Genomic DNA, 17,915 nt, shown 5'->3' on the forward strand with positions numbered 1-17,915 from the left:
GCATGAAAGCGGCAGGCTAGCGTGGCGTCGGTGTCGCGGCAGGCCCAGCCCACCCCGATCAACCCCCAAGCACCGTCGAGACCCCCGCAAACAACGGAGGAAACAGACATCAGCACGGGCCAAAGTGAGCACCGCACGGGTGAAGCATGGAAGCTCTGCGACTACCTGAGTGCCCGACCGCCCTGTATGTGGACGATAGTGGTCGCATTGCTACGCCAGAGCGAATTGAGGTTCGACCGATGTTCACCGGACTGTCCGCCTTCCCCCTTACGCCCATGAGCGAGACAGAAGTCGACGAGTCCGCATTCTCCGGAATTGTTTCGCGCCTGGCCGACGCGGGGGTCGATTCCATCAGCGCCCTCGGGTCCACCGGGAGCTACGCCTACCTGACCAGAGAAGAACGCAAGCGCGTCGCACAGCTCGCCGTGGCCGCAGCGGGCACCACACCGGTCATGATCGGTATCGGGTCGCTGCGCACCGCACACGTCCGCACCCTCGCCGAAGACGCACAAGATGCCGGCGCCGCCGCGGTGCTGCTGGCACCGATGTCCTACCAACAACTGACCGCAGAGGAAGTGTTCGGCCTCTACGAAGCGGTGACACGTGAACTGTCCGTGCCGCTGTGCATCTACGACAATCCCGGTACCACCCACTTCACCTTCACCGATGAACTGCACGGCCGCATCGCCGCACTTCCGAAGATCGGATCGATCAAGATTCCCGGCGTCCCCGTCGACCCCGCCGAGGCAGCCGGTCGAGTGAAATCCCTCCGATCTCATATCCCGTCGACGGTCACGATCGGCGTCAGCGGAGACGCCTCCGCCGCGACCGGCCTCAACGCCGGCTGCGACGTCTGGTACAGCGTGCTTGCCGGGGTGCTTCCCAAGCCGTGCCTGGCTCTTACCCGCGCATCTCGGAACGACGACCGGAATACAGCCACCGCGCTGTCGAATCGACTCGAACCCATCTGGGAATTGTTCCGCGCCCATGGAAGCATCCGCGTGGTATCCGCCATCGCCGAACACCTCGGCCTCGTCGAATCACCCAATCTCCCCCAGCCGGTACGCGGTCTCGACGCGGCCACGCGTTCACGGGTCACCGCCGCGCTCGAGCAGGTTGACGATCTCCTGTGACCTCCAGCGAGGCGTACGTCGGCGCAACCGAACCTCGGATCCGACGACGCGGGCACCCGCCGTGATCACAACGGCATCGAACGCCCGTGTTCACCCAATGGCAGACGACGTCCGTCTCCGCACCCACGAGCGCGACGACATCGCCGACGCCCTCGCCCTCCGCGACCGCCTCCCCGTTATCCGCGTTCGATCTGGCCCACGAAATTCTTCAGGACCGTACAACCTCGACGTCCTCGTCCTCGACGCCGGTTGCAGCGAGCGTGAACTCGAAGATGCCCTCATCGGTCGGCCCACCCACTTCCTCAGCGAGCGCGGAGGTTTACCTTCCTCGGACGCCAGCCGTCGAGGCCCATATCAGCCGCCCGATGCGGAAGAAATATTAGACGGTCGTACCAGTTAGCGGCCAGTAGGTTATCGACGACCGCCACCGTCGGTTCGATCCGCGGACTGAACCCGTTACAGTCCGGGGGCCGGTCCGAGTCCGGCCCGCAGAGCGGACAGGCGCGCGTACGCTCTGTCCCGGTATGCGAGGAGGGCGTCCTTGTCGGATTCGGCGATGTCGAGTAGTCCGCGACCGGACTTGACGCCGACACGGCCCTGCTCGACCAGGGTCGTGAGGAGGTCGGGGACGGCGAACCGCTCCCCGAAGGCCCGCTCGAGGGTTTCGTAGGCGCCTTGGTAGACGTCGAGCCCGGCCATGTCACCGATCGCGAAGGGCCCGAAGAGGGCGAGGCGAAAGCCGAAAGTGTTGCTGACGACAGCGTCGACCTGTTCCGGTGTCGCAGTTCCCTCCTCGACGATCGCCAATGCCTCCTTGTAGAGCGCGAACTGCAGACGGTTGGCGACGAAGCCGGGGGCATCGGCGACCCGGGCGGTGATTTTCCCGAGGGATCGGATGAACCCTTCGGCAGCGTCGACGATTTCGGAATCGGTGGCGGTGCTGGCGATGAGCTCGACACCGGGGATGAACGGTGCCGGGTTCATCCAGTGCACGCCGAGGAAGCGGGCGGGTTCGCAGACTTCCTTGGCGAGTTCGTCGATGGGTATCGCGGAGGTGTTGGTGCCGATGATCGCCTCCGGTCGCGCTGATGACGATATCCGGCGCAGGGTTTCGAGCTTGACGTCGACGATCTCGGGTACGGCTTCGGTGATGTAGTCGGCGTCGGCAACAGCCCGCTCGATCGAGGGTGCTGCGCTGAGATTTTCCGCAATCACGGCGGCAGCCTCCGCGGGGAACAGGCCCAGAGATTCGTACTGCGCCGCCTGAGTGATCAGACGGTCGCGTGACTTCTCGGCGGTTGCCGTGTCGACGTCGGCGAGGGCGACGGGGAATCCGGCCAGGGCGAGGACTTGCGCGATACCTCCGCCCATGTACCCCGATCCCACGACACTGGTGCGTGAAATCTTGTCCAGATCGGCCATCACTTCTGCTTTCGGGTTCGGACTCCGGGAGGAGCGGCGGGGTTCGCCTGGAGTGTTCGGCGGCGGGGCCAGCTGTTATCGGATGGTGTATCCGCCGTCGATCGCAATGGTGTGACCGGTGATCAGCGATGCAGCGTCACTGAGCAGGAAAAGGACCGCACCGACGATGTCTTCCGGTTCCCCGAAGCGCCCCATGGGGATCCGCGATTGGAGCTCGGCGGCCCAGTCCGGGCGGCTCAGGGTCGACTCGGTCAGTTCGGTGCGAACGAACGTCGGTGCCACCGCATTGACCCGGATACCGCTCGACGCCCATTCCAGCGCAAGTGCTTTCGTCAAGTGGATCAGACCGGCCTTGCTGGTGCCGTACGCGGCTCGCTCCTCGATGGCGACCAGCCCTGCCTGGGAGGCGATGTTGACCACCGCCGCTGGAGTCGAGGACGTCAGCCATGATTTGGCGAGCTCGGTGGTGAGGAAGAAACTGCCCCGCAGGTTCGTGCCCAGGACCGAGTCCCAGTCCTGCTCGGTGATCTCGACGGCCGGCTTGGGGATGTTGATGCCGGCGTTGTTGACGAGCAGGTCGATGCCGCCGCTGGCGTCGAGGAGTTCGGCGACACCGCGGCGGATCGAGGCGATGTCGGTCATCTCGAGTGCCACGGAGGGAGTGCCGTAGCGGGCGGATACCGATTCTCCGGTCTCGCGGCTGCGGGTGGTGCCGTAGACCACGGCACCGGCCTCGGCAAGCCCATCAGCGATGGCCTTGCCGAGGCCCCGACCAGCCCCTGTCACGAGGGCGGTCTTGCCCTTCAAATCGAAGGTGGTCATAGAGGTTCCTTAGTTGGTGAAGCGGTGGTCGGACCAGGAGAGCGCCTCGCCGCGGTACTTCGCGGCGCGGACGTCTCCGGATCGGGCATGGCCCTCGAAGTACTCCACGCGGGCCGCGCGACCGCACAGTTCCCCGAAGAAGGCGCTGGACTCGGGGTTGGTCACTTCCTGGTAGGTCACGGTGCGCAGGTACTTGCCGACCCACAGACCACCGGTGTAGCGCGCCGCGCCTCGGGTGGGGAGCACGTGGTTGGTGCCGATGACCTTGTCCCCGTATGACACACAGGTTCCTTCTCCCAGGAAGAGAGCACCGTAATCGTGCATCTTCTCGAGCGCCTCGCGCGGGTTCCGGGTAAGGATCTGCACGTGCTCGGACGCGTATTCGTCGGCCAGCGCGTACGCCTGGTCGAGGTCCTCGACGACCCGAACCTCCCCCCAGTCCCGCCAGGCTGCGCCGGCGAAGTCGCGGGTGGGCATGTCGACCAGAATGGTGTCGATGTGGTCGATGACGGCGCGGCCGAGTTCCTCGCTGGTGGTGATCAGGACGGCGGGTGAGTCGGGGCCGTGTTCGGCCTGCGAGAGCAGGTCGACGGCGACGATGAACGGGTCGGCGTCCTCGTCGGCGACGATAAGCACCTCGGTCGGGCCGGCGAACAGGTCGATGCCGACCTCGCCGAACAGCTGACGCTTGGCCTCGGCGACGAACGCATTCCCGGGTCCGGCGAGCATGTTGACCGGGCGAATGGTTTCAGTACCGACGGCCAGAGCGGCCACTGCCTGGATACCGCCGAGCAGGTAGATCTCGTCGGCGCCGGCCAGCCGCATCGCGGCGATCGTCGCGTCCGGTACCTCACCACGAATGAGTGGGGTGCACGCGGCCACCCGCTCGACTCCGGCTACCTTCGCGGTGATGATCGTCATGTGCGCACTGGCCAGCAGCGGGTACTTGCCGCCGGGAATGTAGGCGCCCGCCGCCTGGATGGGAACGTTCTTCTGTCCCAGGAAAACTCCAGGGAGAGTTTCGATCTCGAAATCGGTCAGTGATTCGAGCTGCTTCTGCGCCATCACCCGGACCTGCTCCTGCACGAAGGTGATGTCCTCGATCACCTGACGCGGAACCCGGGCGACGATCTCGTCGAGTTGCTCGGAGCTGAGCAAGTAGCTGTCGGCGGAGTAGTTGTCGAACTTCTCCGAGTACTCGCGCACCGCCACGTCCCCGCGCTGACGGATGTCCTCGATGACGTTCTCCACTGTCGTCCGCACCGACGAGGTGCTACCCCGCTCGACGCTCTCTCTCTGGGGAACCTTGAGGTCCACGGTGCGGATACCGGGCCGGCGAACTGCGGCGATCGTCATGAGAGAAGTCCTCCATCGTGTGATCGGCGGACGATCGTCCGCCGGGCTGACGTCACGTGACCGTTCCGATGTGGTGCCAGTCACTTACCAGGGTGACTGTATACGTATCCACACTCCTGCGCAACGCCCTGGCGCGTTCCCCGGTCAATCCCGCGGCGAATATCCCTCTTCTACCTGCACAGCAATCTGATTGCTGAGCCGCAGGCACCGAGGGCGCATCGTGAAATGACGAGAATCTTCACAGCATCTCTCGACTTTCTAGTGATTACGTATACACTCACGTCAGGCCTGAGCAGATGTAACCTGCGCCACCCTCCACTCCCCCTAGCATTGGAGCTCACATGTCTGTCGACGCGTCCACTAACCCACCACCGACTTCGGCGACCACAGCCCCTGCCGTCGATCCCGCCATGCGCCGTCGGGCGATGGTGTCCTCGGTACTGGGCTCGTGCATCGAGTGGTACGACTTCTACGTGTACGGGGTGGCCGCGGCGATCATCCTCAATGGCCAGTTCTTCCCGAACGTCGATCCGTTCGTGGGGATCTTGTTGTCGTTCAGTACTTATGCGATCGGCTTCGCGGCGCGGCCGATCGGCGGAGTCATCTTCGCGCACTTCGGCGATCGGGTCGGGCGCAAGAAGATGCTCATGATGACTCTCGGTCTCATGGGCTTCGGAACATTCATGATCGGCTGCCTGCCGAACTTCGCGACGATCGGTATCGCGGCTCCGATCATTCTGGTGTTGCTGCGCATCGTGCAGGGACTCGGCGTCGGCGGCGAATGGGGCGGTGCGGCGCTGATGGCGACCGAGTACGCGCCCGCGAACCGTCGCGGATTCTTCGGCTCGTGGCCGCAGATCGGTGTGCCGGCCGGCACACTGCTCGCCAACGGCGCCTTCTTCCTGGTCATCTGGCTGATGCCGGACGAGGCGTTCGAGGCCTGGGGCTGGCGGATCCCGTTCCTGTCCTCGCTCGCGCTGATCGCATTGTCCTTCTATATCCGCAGCAAGGTCGCCGAATCGCCGGTGTTCGAGGAGATCAAGGCCAAGGGCGAGATCGAGAAGATGCCCGTCGTCAAGGTCATCAAGACCCGCCCGCTGACTATCGTGCGAGTGATCATGATGCGCTTCGCCGAGAACGCGAACTACTACATCTACACCACGTTCCTGCTCGCCTACGGCCCCGAGATCCTGGTCGCCAAGAATGACATCCTGCTCGCGACGATGATCATGGCCGGGCTCGGTCTGTTCACCATCCCGTTCTGGGGATGGGTCTCGGACCGGTGGGGCCGCCGTTACACGGTGCTGGCCGGCGCGGTGACGATGGCGCTGATGGCCTTCCCGTTCTTCTGGGGCGTGCAGACCGGCGACTTCCTGATGGTGCTGCTGGTACTGATCCTGACCTGCAACGTCGGCCGCGACCTGTGCTATTCCGTCGAACCGGCCTACTTCACCGAGCTGTTCGAACCGAAGCTGCGCTACTCCGGAGCGTCGGTAGGACCGCAGGTCGCCGCCGTGCTGGCCGGTGGATTCGCACCGTTGCTCGCCACCGCCCTGATCGGGCCGGACTTCGACCGCTACTGGCTCGTCGCCGGATACATGGTGTTGACCTCACTCATCACGATCGCCGGTGCGCTCTTGTCCCCGGAAACAGCGCCGCGTGTGCGGTCGCGCCGGGGCTGGAGCGAAGAACACGACCCCACCACAGGTCGGTAGCAACAACTGACCGATGTGGCGTGACCACGCCGTCCCACAGCTGTATGCCCTGAGACCTCACAGTGCCAACCGGAAACGAATGGACCGCCATCCGTGCCGACTGCCGGTGAGCTACCGGCTCAATACCTGCGACCCGCCGAGTCGACCGCTGCAGCCTCCGATGGCGGCGCACTCACCGGGGTGCACGCCGTCGACCCCCGCGGCACCAGGTGGGACCGGAACGTCAAAGTCTTGTACGGCGCGTCGGGGTTCTCGATTCGCTCGAGCAGCGCCTCGGCTCCGGCCTCTGCCATGGTCCGGGTGGGTTGGTGCATCGTGGTGAGATCGAATGCAGGCCATGCGCCCATCGCGATGTCGTCGTACCCGACGATCCACAAGTCCTCGGGAACAGCAACTTTCACGGCACGAGCGGCATCCAGTGCGCCGAACGCGATCAGGTCGTTACTGCAGAAGATCGCGGTGGGCCGGTCCGGAGACTCGAGGAGTCTCTTGGTCGCGGTGTAACCGTAGTCGTGGCTGAACGATGTGCCCTCCACGATCCGATCGGCTCTCAATGGCGCACCGGATTCGAGCAACCGCTGCGTGAAGCCCCGGGTTCGGTCGCGAGCGGTGCTGGCGGCGGGCGGCCCTCCGATCAATGCGATCTCGGTATGCCCATTGGCTAGGAGGTAGTCGGCGATGGCGCTGCCTCCGGTGGCGTTGTCACTGGCGACCTGATCGCACTGCAGCGTCTCGACGACACGGTTGATCAGCACGACGGGGCTACGTTTGGCCAGAGCCGCGCGCAGCGGCGCCGAGGCTTCGGTGACCGTGGTGAAGATGATGCCGTCGATGGATCCGGCATTGATCGCTTCCAGCGCGGCATCATTGCCGGGGCCGTCGGAGTTCCACAGCGTCACCTTCTGTCCCGCCTTGTCCAGATACTCGGTCAATGCGCCGAGAATCTCCGGATAGAACGGATTGGTCAGATCGGCAACGACCACCCCGATGGTCTCCACGCGGCCGGTCTTCATTGCGCGCGCACCGAGGTTCGGGACGTAGCCCACCGACGCCGCCGCCTCCATGATCTTCTTGCGGGTCGCAGCGCTGACCTTGCCGTTGCTGAGCGCGCGTGAGACCGTGGCCTGGGACACCCCGGCGATCCTCGCGACGTCCCTACTCGTAGCCATACGTATCCACTCCGCCTCCGCACCGTGTCGGACGCCGCAGCTCGCGCGCCGCCGCACTCCCCATCATCCCACGTCAACCATCCTAATTCGTTCTCCGAAACACAACGACGCGAACCGGCCGAGGACGCCAATCTGCGGAGGTCGCGAGCCCTCTCGGCAAGGATGAACGGATACGTATTCGGTAGTGATACGCCTATACGCGGATTGCTCATTACATCGCCAGTTACAGTGCCAATTCGAATGTGCTTGCAAGGAAGCCGGTATCGCGGCGAATGATCAGCGCTCTGCGGTTTCTTTGTTCGCGCATGAGCACTGACTCGAGGTGTCGGCGCTCCGCCGCGGACAATCCTCCCCGCACGCCGCGCAACTCGCCGACCCGTACGGCGTGGTTCTTTCACTCCCGCTCTAGTGGGCCTTCCTGACAGATATGTTCGCGATCGATTCGCGGCGTCTCCTGATCGCGCGACGCTCACCCTCCTCGGGAAAGAGCACAGGGGATCGAGGTTGCGACAGTGGACGCGGCCTTGGCAAGCAGAATACGAACGGCCATACCTCATCGTGACGCCTCAACATGTAGCGTACGCTATCTATTCGTGCACTACTTATATGGCGGAATACCTAAGGCGTCGGCCGCTACGGCCGCCATCGAAACAGGTCAAACGGTGCACAGATCGGACAAGACAGCTTCCACAAGTGAGGACATGGCGAATGAGGCAGTCCAACAGCACCTTCCACGACGAGACTCGGGGTGCAAGCACATTCGACGCCATGATGACGCGATTCTCGCCGAGGAGTCGCACGAACCGCCTGTGCGTGCGCTGTCCCCGGAAGGGGACCTCCGCACGCGGCACGACGGATGCACCTGTTCCGAAGGCCGCGCGTCCAGTCCCCCGGGCTGCCGAACGCGACGCCTGGTCGGGCCAGGTGACGAAGGCGCTCGACGCCGAACATCGGTCCGACGTTACGCACATACATTGGGCGCGACGAAGATTCAATAGTCAATCCACATCCTCCTAGCTGCCGCCGGGTAGACATGACTATTCCAACGGACGGCCGAGGCTGCCCGCTTCAGGGCGGTCGAGGAATATATTCAGACGGTTACGGAGTTGCACGACGGTGTTCAAAGTATTAGAGAACGAGCCTCGGCAGATGGGGGCCTTGGATCGTGCGTTGGCCTCGCTGGACTGGCCCGTTCAGGCTGCACAGCGTGAGTTGCTGGCGCCGGGTGAACGAGTCGCGCGGGTGCATGACTCCGCCGGGTTCTCCTACATTTCTGCAGGAACTGCAGCACTTCTAGTAGGCCGAGAACGAACTGAACTTTCCGCCGGTGACCTAATCATTTACCCCCGGGCCCACCGAGCCGAGATCCGCGCCAGGCGCGAGTCCAACGTTATCAACGCATGGTTTCTGCCTTCGGGCGGCTCAGCTCAGACTCTCGGCACTTTCCCCAACACTCTGTTGGTGAGAGAGTTCTCTGAACGTGAACCAAATATGGCGATGCTCATCGAGGGTATGCTCAGCGGACAAGCCACCGCTTCCGATTTCAGTCGTGCAGGTGATGCGGTGGTGTGCAGCCTCATTTCCACCACCATCGTCTCGGCCGCAATCCGACTGTGGGCTGTGCTTGGCTGCGCGCCCGAGCGGTGGCTGCACCAGGTGTCGGACCCGTTTGTTGCTCGCGCCCTCGATGCGATCCACGAGAGTCCTGGGGATGCCTGGACCGTGCAAAACCTGGCGAAGGTGGCAACCATGTCTCGATCAGCCTTCGCGGAGCGCTTCACCACGCTGGTAGGTCAAACCCCGGCATCATATTTGACCGAAGTTCGGATGGAGACCAGTAAAACGCTTTTGATCCGTGACGGGCTGAGCATCGCAGAAACTGCCCACCGCCTCGGGTACGAATCTGAGGCCGGTTTCAGGCGCGCCTTTCGACGGCACACCGGGTCCGCGCCCGCAGTCTGGCGCGGACAACAACGGTCCCTCTTACTTCCTGCCGTATAGGTCCGGTGATGCCTTCAAGCTTCCTGCTGTTGTCGTCCTGGCCATTCGGAATAGGGTTCCACCAACGAGGGCAGCAATTGCGGCGGCAATCAATGTCACCTGCACTCCGGCGTTATCGGCAACCACGCCACCGAGTCCCGCTCCAAGAGTGATCGCAATCTGGAAGCCGGTCACGATCAGCCCGCCTACGGATTCCATCCGATCCTGAGCGAGCCGCCCGATCCAGGTACTGACCACCAGCAACCACGCCCCAAATCCGATACCCCATGCTGTCGCGCCCACCCCCACGGCCCAGAATTGTCCAGGGAAGAGCGCGACCGTAGCGATGCCAAAGCCGATGAGTGCAGGCACAACCAAACGCATCAGGTTTAGGTGCTTGTCCACGAGCAGCCCGACGACGACGTTTCCGGCGAGGCCTCCAATACCGAACGCCGCCAACAACCCTGCGATTCCGCCCGCGCCGATGCCGGGCACTTGCTCGAATGCCAACCGAATATAGGTGAACGCGGCAAAGTGGCCAAGGACGGTGAGCACATGCCCTATCAGGCCCAACGACAGGCCGGGCACCTTTAGGGTGTCCGCCAACTCACGGAATCCCGTGGTGGTGGCAGGGGCGATTGCAGGCAACACGGTGCGCAACAAGATAGCGACCAGCACCGACACTACGGCTACACCGACAAACACCACGCGCCAATCAAACACGGAGCCAAGGTAGACACCCAGGGGCACTCCGCCCACCGTGGCCACGGTGGTGCCACCGTTCACGAGCATGAGGCCACGGCCCAGGCGTTCCGGTGCCACCAGTTGGGAGACGATCGCCAACGACATTGCCCAGAATCCGCTAATTGCGGCCCCAAGGATCAACCGGGCGACGAGCAACAGCACGAGATTGGGTGCGATGGCGACCAGAATGTTGGACACCGCAGCGGTCAGAGCAACACCAGTCAGAAGTGTTCGCCGGTCCAGCCGGGGAAACATCATGCCAACGACGGGGGCCACCAAAAACCCCATGAACGCGGTCGCGGTGACCGTCTGTCCCGCCTGACCCTCAGTGATGTCGAGAGAGGCCGCCATCTGTGTCAGCAGACTGGGCGGAAGAAACTCGGCGAGCACCAGCGTAAAACTGGTGGCCATGAGGATAAGCACCCCCGCCCACCCAGCACGCTCGGAGCGGCGTGGGGGGAGGATTCTAGGTGCGGTGTTTGTTGTCATTCTTTGATCGTTCCGAGAATGCGCTGAAAATACGGGACCGATCGTCCACACAACAGAGCCGAACGTCCACACAATTTTCGCGGCCACCGGCGCCCTCCCGCCCGCACCCCTCACCGCTGTTTCACTGGACTCCGGCCTCCAGGAACAGCTCTCAGATGCACGTACGCTTCCGGCGGATGCCTACCTGTCCCCCAATGTCCTCGATTGGGGGCGTGAGCACTTACTGGAGGCCGCTTGGTCTGCGTGGGGCGCAGCAGTGACGTCGGCAGGACAGGTGACCAGCGCGCCGTCCGGGTCGGGACCCAAGGCTGGTCCGAAGATCGATTGCGATCCGGACCAGCCCCACGCACGACTCGCGATGGCAAGCTCGACGCCCGTCATCCTCCCCCACTGCTCCGCCCGTCACTTCGATACCGAGGTACGGGTTTACTGTCGGCGCGCGGTGATGCAATATTGCACATCCCCATTGCAGGTTAGGTGATTCCGCCGGCCTCCCCTAGCCGGGCACACTTGTATTCGTCCCCGCCGGAAGCTGCGCGAAGCGAAGAGATTCCCGGGGTCTACCCCGTGGGCTCGGACGAGTCGATACAACCTGCTGGCATCGACTCGGACCACGCGTGGAACGTCGGCTACCACACCGCTAGGAGTACAGATGAGCAAGATCGCTTTCCTCGGCCTCGGAAACATGGGCTTGGGTATGGCCACGAATCTGGTGCGCAACGGCCACACAGTCACCGGATTCGACCCCTCCCCAGCGGCATCGGAGAAGGCGGAATCACACGGAATCGATTCTGCTGCATCACCTGTCGACGCAGCGGAGCGTGCCGACGTGATCATCACCATGCTGCCCAGCGGTAAGCACGTGCTCGACGTCTACGCCGACCTGGTCCCGGCCACATCGCAGGGAACCCTCTTCCTCGACTGCTCGACGATCGATGTCGGCGACGCGCGAGCCGCCGCTGAACTGGCTGTCGGCGCCGGGCATCAGGCGGTGGACGCCCCGGTGTCCGGAGGCACGGTCGCCGCGGATGGCGGAACCCTCACCTTCATGGTCGGCGGCCCGGCCGACGCGGTGGACCGAGCAAGCTCACTTCTCGACGCCATGGGGTCCCGTATCGTCCGATGCGGCGACTCCGGAGCAGGTCAGGCTGCGAAGATCTGCAACAACATGGTTCTGGGGATCTCCATGATCGCCGTCAGCGAAGCCTTCGCGCTGGGCGCAAAGCTGGGCCTGACCGACCAGGCACTGTTCGACGTCTCGTCGACCGCGTCTGGTCAGTGCTGGGCGTTGACCACGAACTGCCCGGTTCCCGGACCGGTTCCGACCAGCCCCGCCAACCGCGACTATGCCGGCGGGTTCGCGAGTGCATTGATGCTCAAGGACCTCCGACTCGCGCAGTCCGCCGCGACGGACAACGGTGTCGATACCACGCTCGGACGGCGCGCCACCGAACTCTACGAACAGTTCGTCGCCCAGGACGGCCCGGGTCGTGACTTCTCTGCGATCGTGACGGCGATCCGTGCCGGTGCATATGACGCGCAGGCACAACAGTCGTAGCCCCTCCCACGTAGACCTCGCCCCGTGCCGCGGGAGTGAGGCACTGCTCGATGTGAAAGGAATTCGTTGTGCGCATCATTCTGACAGGGCCGCCGGGAGCGGGTAAAGGCACACAGGCGCAGTCTCTTTCGACCGCACTGCAGCTCCCCCACATCTCGACCGGCGATCTGTTCCGCAGCCACATCGCACAGGGCACGGAACTGGGACAGACGGCGAAATCGTTCCTCGATGCCGGCGAACTGGTCCCGGACGAGGTCACCATCGGTATGGTCGCGGAGCGACTCGCAGCCGACGACACGGCCGCCGGGTTCATTCTGGACGGCTTCCCCCGCACCGTGGCGCAGGCGATCGCCCTCGATGAGCTCCTCGGCGGGCAGCTGCGCCAAATCAACGTCGTCCTGGACTTTTCGATAGCGGACGATGCAGTCGTCGCGCGGATGCTTGCCCGTGGCCGCGCCGACGACACCGAGGACGTCATTCGTCGACGCCTGAGGGTCTATCACGACGAAACCCGACCGCTGCTCGATTACTACGCGCCAGTTCTTCTGTCGGTCGATGCAGGAGGTGAGGTCGACGAGGTCTACGCCCACGCGATCGGCGCGCTGTCCGAGCGCGGAAGCGTCGCTCCATCCGCCTAGCGCTGTTCCCCCCTCTCTCCAGCAGAGCCATCCGTATATCAAGGAGATTCCGACATGACCTCCACACAAACCTCACTCGCTGAGCTCCACATCCCCGAACCCCGCGACTACCCCATGTTCGTCGACGGCGCCTGGGTGGAAGCCCTGTCCGGTCAGTGGAGTGAAGTGACCACCCCGATCCTGCGTGAGCATGTGATCGGCCGTGTCCCGTCCTCGAGCACCGGGGACGTCGATCGCGCGGTGCGTGCCGCGCAGAAGGCGTTCCCCCGGTGGCGCTCTCAGCACTTCACGGCACGGGGCCGGATCCTGAGCCGGATCGCCGACGCCATCGACGCGCGCGGCGAGGAACTGGCCCGCCTCACCGCTCTGGACACCGGCAACGCGTTGCGCACCCAGGCGCGCCCCGAGGTCGCCACCCTGGCGAACCTGTTCCGGTACTTCGCCGGTGTCGCCGGCGAGATCAAGGGCACCGTCCTGCCCGCCGGCGACGATCAGCTCCAGTACTCGCGGCAGGAGCCGCTCGGCGTCATCGGGTGCATCCTGCCCTGGAACTCCCCGCTGATGATCGCTGGATTCAAGATCCCCGCCGCCCTCGTCGCGGGAAACACTGTCGTGGTCAAGGCGGCCGAGGCAGCCCCGCTGAGCGTGCTGCTGCTCGCCGAGATCTGCGCCGAGTTCCTGCCGGCCGGTGTCCTCAACGTGCTTACCGGCACCGGCGCGGTCGCCGGTGAAGCCCTCGTCCAGCACCCCGAGGTCGACAAGATCTCCTTCACCGGCTCCACCGAGGTGGGCCGCCATGTCGCCCGCGAAGCCGGCGGCCGCCTCGCCCACGTCTCCCTCGAACTCGGCGGCAAGAACCCCTCGATCGTCTTCCCCGACGTGGACATCGACGACGACTTCATCAATCAACTGCTGCTCTCGACCCGGGTGCACCGGCAGGGCCAGAGCTGCACCGCCGGTTCCCGGCTGTTCCTGCACCAGGACATCTACGACGAGGTCCTCGACCGGCTCGTCACCACCCTGGCAGGTCTGGAGGTCGGGAACCCGCTCGCCGAGTCCACGGACATGGGCGCCATCATCAACGACAAGCAGTTCGCCTCCGTGTGCGGATTCCTCGACGACGGTCTGAGCTCGTCCCAGGTGTCGGTGGCCCTCGACGGCTCACCGGACAAGCTCGGCAATTCCGACGGTTACTACATGGGCCCCACCGTGTTCTCCGGCGCCGACAACTCGTGGCGCCTGTCCCGGGAGGAGATCTTCGGGCCCGCGCTCGTCGCGATCCCGTGGAACGACCACTCCGACGTCATCGAGATGGCCAACGACTCGCACTACGGTCTGGCCGCATACGTGTGGACACACAACCTCGATCTGGCTCTGTCCACCGCCCACGCCCTCGAAACCGGATGGGTGCAGGTCAACCAGGGCGGAGGCCAGATGGTCGGCCAGTCCTACGGCGGATACAAGCAGAGTGGCCTCGGTCGCGAAGTGTCGCTCGAGGGCATGATCGCCGGATTCACCCAGACCAAGCAGGTCAATGTGCGCCTGCGCACACTCTGAGAAGGGAGCGCACCATGACTGTCGGACCACTCGATGACATCCTCGTGCTCGACCTCTCGCGGGCGCTGGCGGGGCCCATCGCCGCGATGATGCTCGGCGACCTCGGTGCCCGCGTGATCAAGGTCGAAGCCCCGGGCACCGGCGACGACTCCCGCACGTGGGGGCCGCCGTTCGTCGGGCCGGCCGACGACCCGCAGTCGTCGTACTTCATGTCGGCGAACCGGAACAAGGAATCGATCGTGCTGGACCTCAAATCCGAGCACGGTAAGGATGCGCTGCGTCGCCTGATCCGGCGGGCGGACGTGCTGATCGAGAACCTGCGGCCGGGCGCGTTCGACCGGCTCGGCTTTGCGGCCGACGTGCTCGAGGAGCTCAACCCGCGCCTGATCACGTTGTCGATCACCGGCTTCGGGCATGACGGGCCCGAGGGTTCCCGCGCCGGCTACGACCAGATCGCGCAGGGCGAGGCCGGGCTGATGTCGGTGACCGGTGACCCCGACGGGGAGCCGACGCGGATCGGAGTCCCGGTCGCCGACGTCCTCGCCGGTGTCCACGGGGCCACGGGTGTGTCGGCCGCGCTGGCATCGAGGGAAAAGACCGGCAAGGGCATGGTCGTCCGGACGTCCTTGTTGGCCGCCGCGATCAGCGCCCACACCTTCCAGGGCACCAAGTGGACGGTCGGCGGACAGGTCGCGCAGCGGTCCGGCAACCACCACCCGCAGATCGCCCCGTACGGAAGCTTCCGCTGCGCCGACGGATACGTTCAGATCGCGGTCGGCAGCGAGGCGATCTGGGCGAAATTCGCCCCGGTGGCCGGACTGTCTGCCCAGGATCCGCGGTTCGCCGTCAATCGGGACCGGGTCGCGAACCGCGACAAGCTGATCACGGCAATCGAGGCCGACTTCGCCCGCCGTCCTCGGGCCGATATCCTCGCCGAACTCGAGGCCGCGGGTGTTCCCGCGGGGTCGATCCGCACGATCGACGAGGTCTACGAGTGGGAGCAGACCCGCAGCCAGGGACTACTCCTCGAAGTCGAGCATCCGGTGGTGGGGCCGGTGCAGTTGCCGGGCCCGTCCCTGCGGATGGAAACGGCCGGCGGTGAGTCGCTGGTGCGGGCCGCGCATGCTGCCCCGCCGGTACTCGGACAGCACACTGAACAGATTCTCGACTGGCTCGACTCGGTCGACGCCACCGATCCGCTCGATGCGATGGTGCCGGCGCAGGCGTGAACTCGGTGAGAGTCCTACTGGCACACAGGGCAGCGGCGTTGCAGGAGTCTGCCTCCTGCGACGCCGCCCCGGGTGCGCCGGGAACCTACACAGTGGGGACCAGTTCGTTTCGCCGACTGCGCGCCTCGTCCTGAATCGCTTGCCGGACGGCCTGTACCGCCGGATTGGTGAGGCTTTCGCGGCGCGCGGCCAGGGAGAAGGCGAGCCGAACATCGACGGCATCCGGCAAGATCCTGCGCAGATCAGCATGCTCGTCCGCCATGAACGCCGGCAACAGCCCGATGCCACCGCCGGAACGCGTGGCAGCAACATGAGCGAAGATGTTGGTGGACATGAACTTTGCAGCGACACCGGGAAGATGCCGGCTCAGGTCGAGATCGCCGACCTGCAGCAAGGAGTCGACGAAGAAGACCAGCGGGTGCGCTGTCAGCTCGTCCAGGCTGCCGGGTTCGCCGTGCTCGTGGAAGTACCCTTCGCTGCCGTACAACCCCAGCGAGTACTGGCAAACACGTTCGGAGACCAGCCGACTGCTGATCGGCGTGCCCACCGCGACAGCGAGGTCGAACCCTGATTGATACAGATTCAGTTGTCTTGTATCCGTGATCAACTCGACGACAAGGTGCGGGTGACTCATCCGCAGCTTGGCCAACGCGGGAGCGACGAACAACGACCCGAATCCGTCCGGAGCGGTGATCCGGATGGTTCCCCGGAGTGGATTCTCACTGATACCGAGGACTACGTCGGCGGTTTCCTGGACGGCTTCCTCGATCAGTCGCGCCTTCTCCGCGATCGATCGGCCGACATCGGTCAGCTCCCACCCGTCGGCACTGCGCTGCAGCAGACGGACACCCAGGACCTTCTCGAGGGCACGCACACGCCTCGAGACGGTGGTGTGGTCGACGCCCAGGTCCAGTGCCGCGGATTGGCGGCGACCGGTTCGCGCGACGGCGAGCAGGTACCGAAGATCATCCGAGCGGATGTTGCGTACGTCGATCACGGCCGGCCTCCCGGCAGGTCGGCCGCCGTGGTGTGGTGTCCGCCCGGTTCGGCGGTCGATGCACGTCGGGTTGCAGAGAGTAGCTGTTGCAGGTCCTGGTGGAGACGGCGCATGACCTTCGGGTCCACGAGGGCGACGGCATCGAGAGCGCGGGTCGCCGAGGTTGCCACCTCGCGACCCTTCTCGGTGATCGTGACGAGGGTCGAGCGGCGATCGGACCGATTGATCGTCCGCAAGGCCAACCCGGAACCCTCGAGCCCTTCGATCAGCGTTCCGATCGTGGTGGGATGCCTGTCGAGAGCACGGACGATCCGCACCATCGGCAGTGGAGCGTTCGCGGCGACCATCATGGCCAGGACCTCGTACCGGGCGAAGGACAGTCCGAGTGGACGCAACGTGGAGTTGAGTTGATGGGTGATCAGCTTCTGCGTCTGCAGTACGGCGGCGATCAGCGACGTATACGGCGCCACAGATTCGGCAGCCGGCGCCAGGCGGGGTGGTTGCGCAGTGGCCACCGGAAGCCTCCTAGTTGTCCGGAATGGGCATCGAATGAACGCCCTGAGTGTGTATTTAGCGAAACTTGCGTTCGGCGGACGGGACGGTGTCGGCACTTTCCGTGTCGAACTGTTCCGGTTTGGAGTGGGTCACACCCACTGGCGATTTACATGGATATCCAACTATAGTACTTCCAACTTCTCCGATCTGAAAGGGTCGATCTGTATGTTCACCTTGACCGATGACGAGCGGGCGATCAGCGACACCGCCCGTGACTTCGCGGCCGAGCATCTCGCGCCGCACGCCGTGGAGTGGGATCAGGCCAAGCATTTCCCTGTGGATGTCCTGCGGAAGGCGGCGTCTTTGGGGATGGGTGGGATCTATATCCGTGAGGATGTGGGTGGGTCCGAGTTGACTCGTGTCGACGCGGCCCGCATCTTCGAGCAGCTCGCGAAGGGGTGCCCGTCGATCGCCGCGTACATTTCGATCCACAACATGGTCACCTGGATGATCGACCGGTTCGGCACCGACGAGCAGCGCCGCGCGTGGGTGCCGGGGCTGTGTTCGATGGATCAGCTCGGCAGTTACTGCCTGACCGAGCCGGGGGCCGG

General features: G+C 64.6%; 15 protein-coding genes. 8 read left to right on the forward strand and 7 right to left on the reverse strand.

All coding sequences use genetic code 11. The features are described from left to right. Window positions 1-239: 239 nt before the first annotated feature. On the forward strand, window positions 240-1,133 hold the full coding sequence (locus AZG88_RS07810) for a dihydrodipicolinate synthase family protein (protein WP_061697379.1): 894 nt from the start codon (window positions 240-242) through the stop codon (window positions 1,131-1,133). Window positions 1,134-1,589: 456 nt separating this feature from the next. Here AZG88_RS07810 and AZG88_RS07815 read toward each other — a convergent pair whose 3' ends face one another. The 3 genes from AZG88_RS07815 to hisD form a co-directional block, all read right to left on the reverse strand. Next, window positions 1,590-2,555, reverse strand: a complete 966-nt coding sequence (locus AZG88_RS07815; RefSeq protein ID WP_061697380.1) for a 3-hydroxyacyl-CoA dehydrogenase family protein — start codon at window positions 2,553-2,555, stop codon at window positions 1,590-1,592. 75 nt (window positions 2,556-2,630) lie between these two features. Further along, a complete protein-coding gene (locus AZG88_RS07820) occupies window positions 2,631-3,377 on the reverse strand; it encodes an SDR family NAD(P)-dependent oxidoreductase (RefSeq protein WP_061697381.1) in 747 nt (248 codons plus the stop codon). Between the two features lie 9 nt (window positions 3,378-3,386). Beyond that, window positions 3,387-4,733, reverse strand: coding sequence for a histidinol dehydrogenase (hisD, locus tag AZG88_RS07825; protein ID WP_005241304.1), 1,347 nt, complete (start codon window positions 4,731-4,733; stop codon window positions 3,387-3,389). Between the two features lie 341 nt (window positions 4,734-5,074). On the opposite strand from hisD, the gene AZG88_RS07830 reads away from it, so the two are divergent. Beyond that, window positions 5,075-6,448 (forward strand): MFS transporter, encoded by a 1,374-nt coding sequence (locus AZG88_RS07830; RefSeq protein ID WP_061697382.1) that lies wholly within the window; start codon window positions 5,075-5,077, stop codon window positions 6,446-6,448. Window positions 6,449-6,567: 119 nt separating this feature from the next. Here the strand turns inward: AZG88_RS07830 and AZG88_RS07835 are convergent, their stop codons facing one another. Next, window positions 6,568-7,617 (reverse strand): LacI family DNA-binding transcriptional regulator, encoded by a 1,050-nt coding sequence (locus AZG88_RS07835; RefSeq protein ID WP_025432464.1) that lies wholly within the window; start codon window positions 7,615-7,617, stop codon window positions 6,568-6,570. A 1,149-nt stretch (window positions 7,618-8,766) separates the two neighbouring features. Between AZG88_RS07835 and AZG88_RS51575 the strand changes: the two genes are divergently transcribed. Continuing rightward, window positions 8,767-9,618, forward strand: a complete 852-nt coding sequence (locus AZG88_RS51575; RefSeq protein WP_231913876.1) for an AraC family transcriptional regulator — start codon at window positions 8,767-8,769, stop codon at window positions 9,616-9,618. Here the strand turns inward: AZG88_RS51575 and AZG88_RS07845 are convergent. After that, on the reverse strand, window positions 9,601-10,752 hold the full coding sequence (locus tag AZG88_RS07845) for an MFS transporter (protein WP_226955745.1): 1,152 nt from the start codon (window positions 10,750-10,752) through the stop codon (window positions 9,601-9,603). The two genes, AZG88_RS51575 and AZG88_RS07845, sit on opposite strands and share 18 nt — an antisense overlap. A gap of 673 nt (window positions 10,753-11,425) precedes the next feature. Here AZG88_RS07845 and mmsB point away from each other — a divergent pair. The 4 genes from mmsB (at window position 11,426) to AZG88_RS07865 (ending at window position 15,812) form a co-directional block, all read left to right on the forward strand. After that, complete coding sequence (gene mmsB / locus AZG88_RS07850) at window positions 11,426-12,388, forward strand: 3-hydroxyisobutyrate dehydrogenase (protein WP_331712250.1); 963 nt, start codon at window positions 11,426-11,428, stop codon at window positions 12,386-12,388. A gap of 68 nt (window positions 12,389-12,456) precedes the next feature. After that, window positions 12,457-13,026, forward strand: a complete 570-nt coding sequence (locus AZG88_RS07855; protein WP_025432462.1) for an adenylate kinase — start codon at window positions 12,457-12,459, stop codon at window positions 13,024-13,026. Window positions 13,027-13,080: 54 nt separating this feature from the next. Then, complete coding sequence (locus tag AZG88_RS07860) at window positions 13,081-14,583, forward strand: aldehyde dehydrogenase family protein (protein ID WP_061697384.1); 1,503 nt, start codon at window positions 13,081-13,083, stop codon at window positions 14,581-14,583. A 14-nt stretch (window positions 14,584-14,597) separates the two neighbouring features. After that, the gene (locus AZG88_RS07865; protein WP_061044491.1) at window positions 14,598-15,812 is read left to right on the forward strand and encodes a CaiB/BaiF CoA transferase family protein; all 1,215 of its coding nucleotides are present in this window, start codon (window positions 14,598-14,600) and stop codon (window positions 15,810-15,812) included. Between the two features lie 85 nt (window positions 15,813-15,897). On the opposite strand, the gene AZG88_RS07870 is transcribed toward AZG88_RS07865, so the two are convergent. After that, window positions 15,898-16,809, reverse strand: coding sequence for a LysR family transcriptional regulator (locus AZG88_RS07870; protein WP_005241275.1), 912 nt, complete (start codon window positions 16,807-16,809; stop codon window positions 15,898-15,900). Then, window positions 16,806-17,324, reverse strand: coding sequence for a MarR family winged helix-turn-helix transcriptional regulator (locus tag AZG88_RS07875; protein ID WP_005241273.1), 519 nt, complete (start codon window positions 17,322-17,324; stop codon window positions 16,806-16,808). The genes AZG88_RS07870 and AZG88_RS07875 overlap by 4 nt, the downstream gene beginning before the upstream one ends. 205 nt (window positions 17,325-17,529) lie before the next feature. Here AZG88_RS07875 and AZG88_RS53410 point away from each other — a divergent pair. Then, the coding region (locus AZG88_RS53410) for an acyl-CoA dehydrogenase family protein (protein ID WP_231913877.1) at window positions 17,530-17,915 on the forward strand (386 nt) is incomplete at its 3' end.

This window comes from Rhodococcus sp. LB1, from assembly GCF_001583455.1.
Taxonomy (GTDB): domain Bacteria; phylum Actinomycetota; class Actinomycetes; order Mycobacteriales; family Mycobacteriaceae; genus Rhodococcus_F; species Rhodococcus_F opacus.

What these genes read in the sequence shown, in the direction of transcription:
- AZG88_RS07835 (WP_025432464.1), bottom strand. Translation starts at nt 7,617, where the DNA reads ATGGCTACGAGTAGGGACGTCGCGAGGATCGCCGGGGTGTCCCAGGCC.
- AZG88_RS07810 (WP_061697379.1), top strand. Translation starts at nt 240, where the DNA reads ATGTTCACCGGACTGTCCGCCTTCCCCCTTACGCCCATGAGCGAGACA.
- AZG88_RS07865 (WP_061044491.1), top strand. Translation starts at nt 14,598, where the DNA reads ATGACTGTCGGACCACTCGATGACATCCTCGTGCTCGACCTCTCGCGG.
- AZG88_RS07815 (WP_061697380.1), bottom strand. Translation starts at nt 2,555, where the DNA reads ATGGCCGATCTGGACAAGATTTCACGCACCAGTGTCGTGGGATCGGGG.
- AZG88_RS07860 (WP_061697384.1), top strand. Translation starts at nt 13,081, where the DNA reads ATGACCTCCACACAAACCTCACTCGCTGAGCTCCACATCCCCGAACCC.
- AZG88_RS51575 (WP_231913876.1), top strand. Translation starts at nt 8,767, where the DNA reads ATGGGGGCCTTGGATCGTGCGTTGGCCTCGCTGGACTGGCCCGTTCAG.
- hisD (WP_005241304.1), bottom strand. Translation starts at nt 4,733, where the DNA reads ATGACGATCGCCGCAGTTCGCCGGCCCGGTATCCGCACCGTGGACCTC.
- AZG88_RS07820 (WP_061697381.1), bottom strand. Translation starts at nt 3,377, where the DNA reads ATGACCACCTTCGATTTGAAGGGCAAGACCGCCCTCGTGACAGGGGCT.
- AZG88_RS07845 (WP_226955745.1), bottom strand. Translation starts at nt 10,752, where the DNA reads ATGGCCACCAGTTTTACGCTGGTGCTCGCCGAGTTTCTTCCGCCCAGT.
- AZG88_RS07830 (WP_061697382.1), top strand. Translation starts at nt 5,075, where the DNA reads ATGTCTGTCGACGCGTCCACTAACCCACCACCGACTTCGGCGACCACA.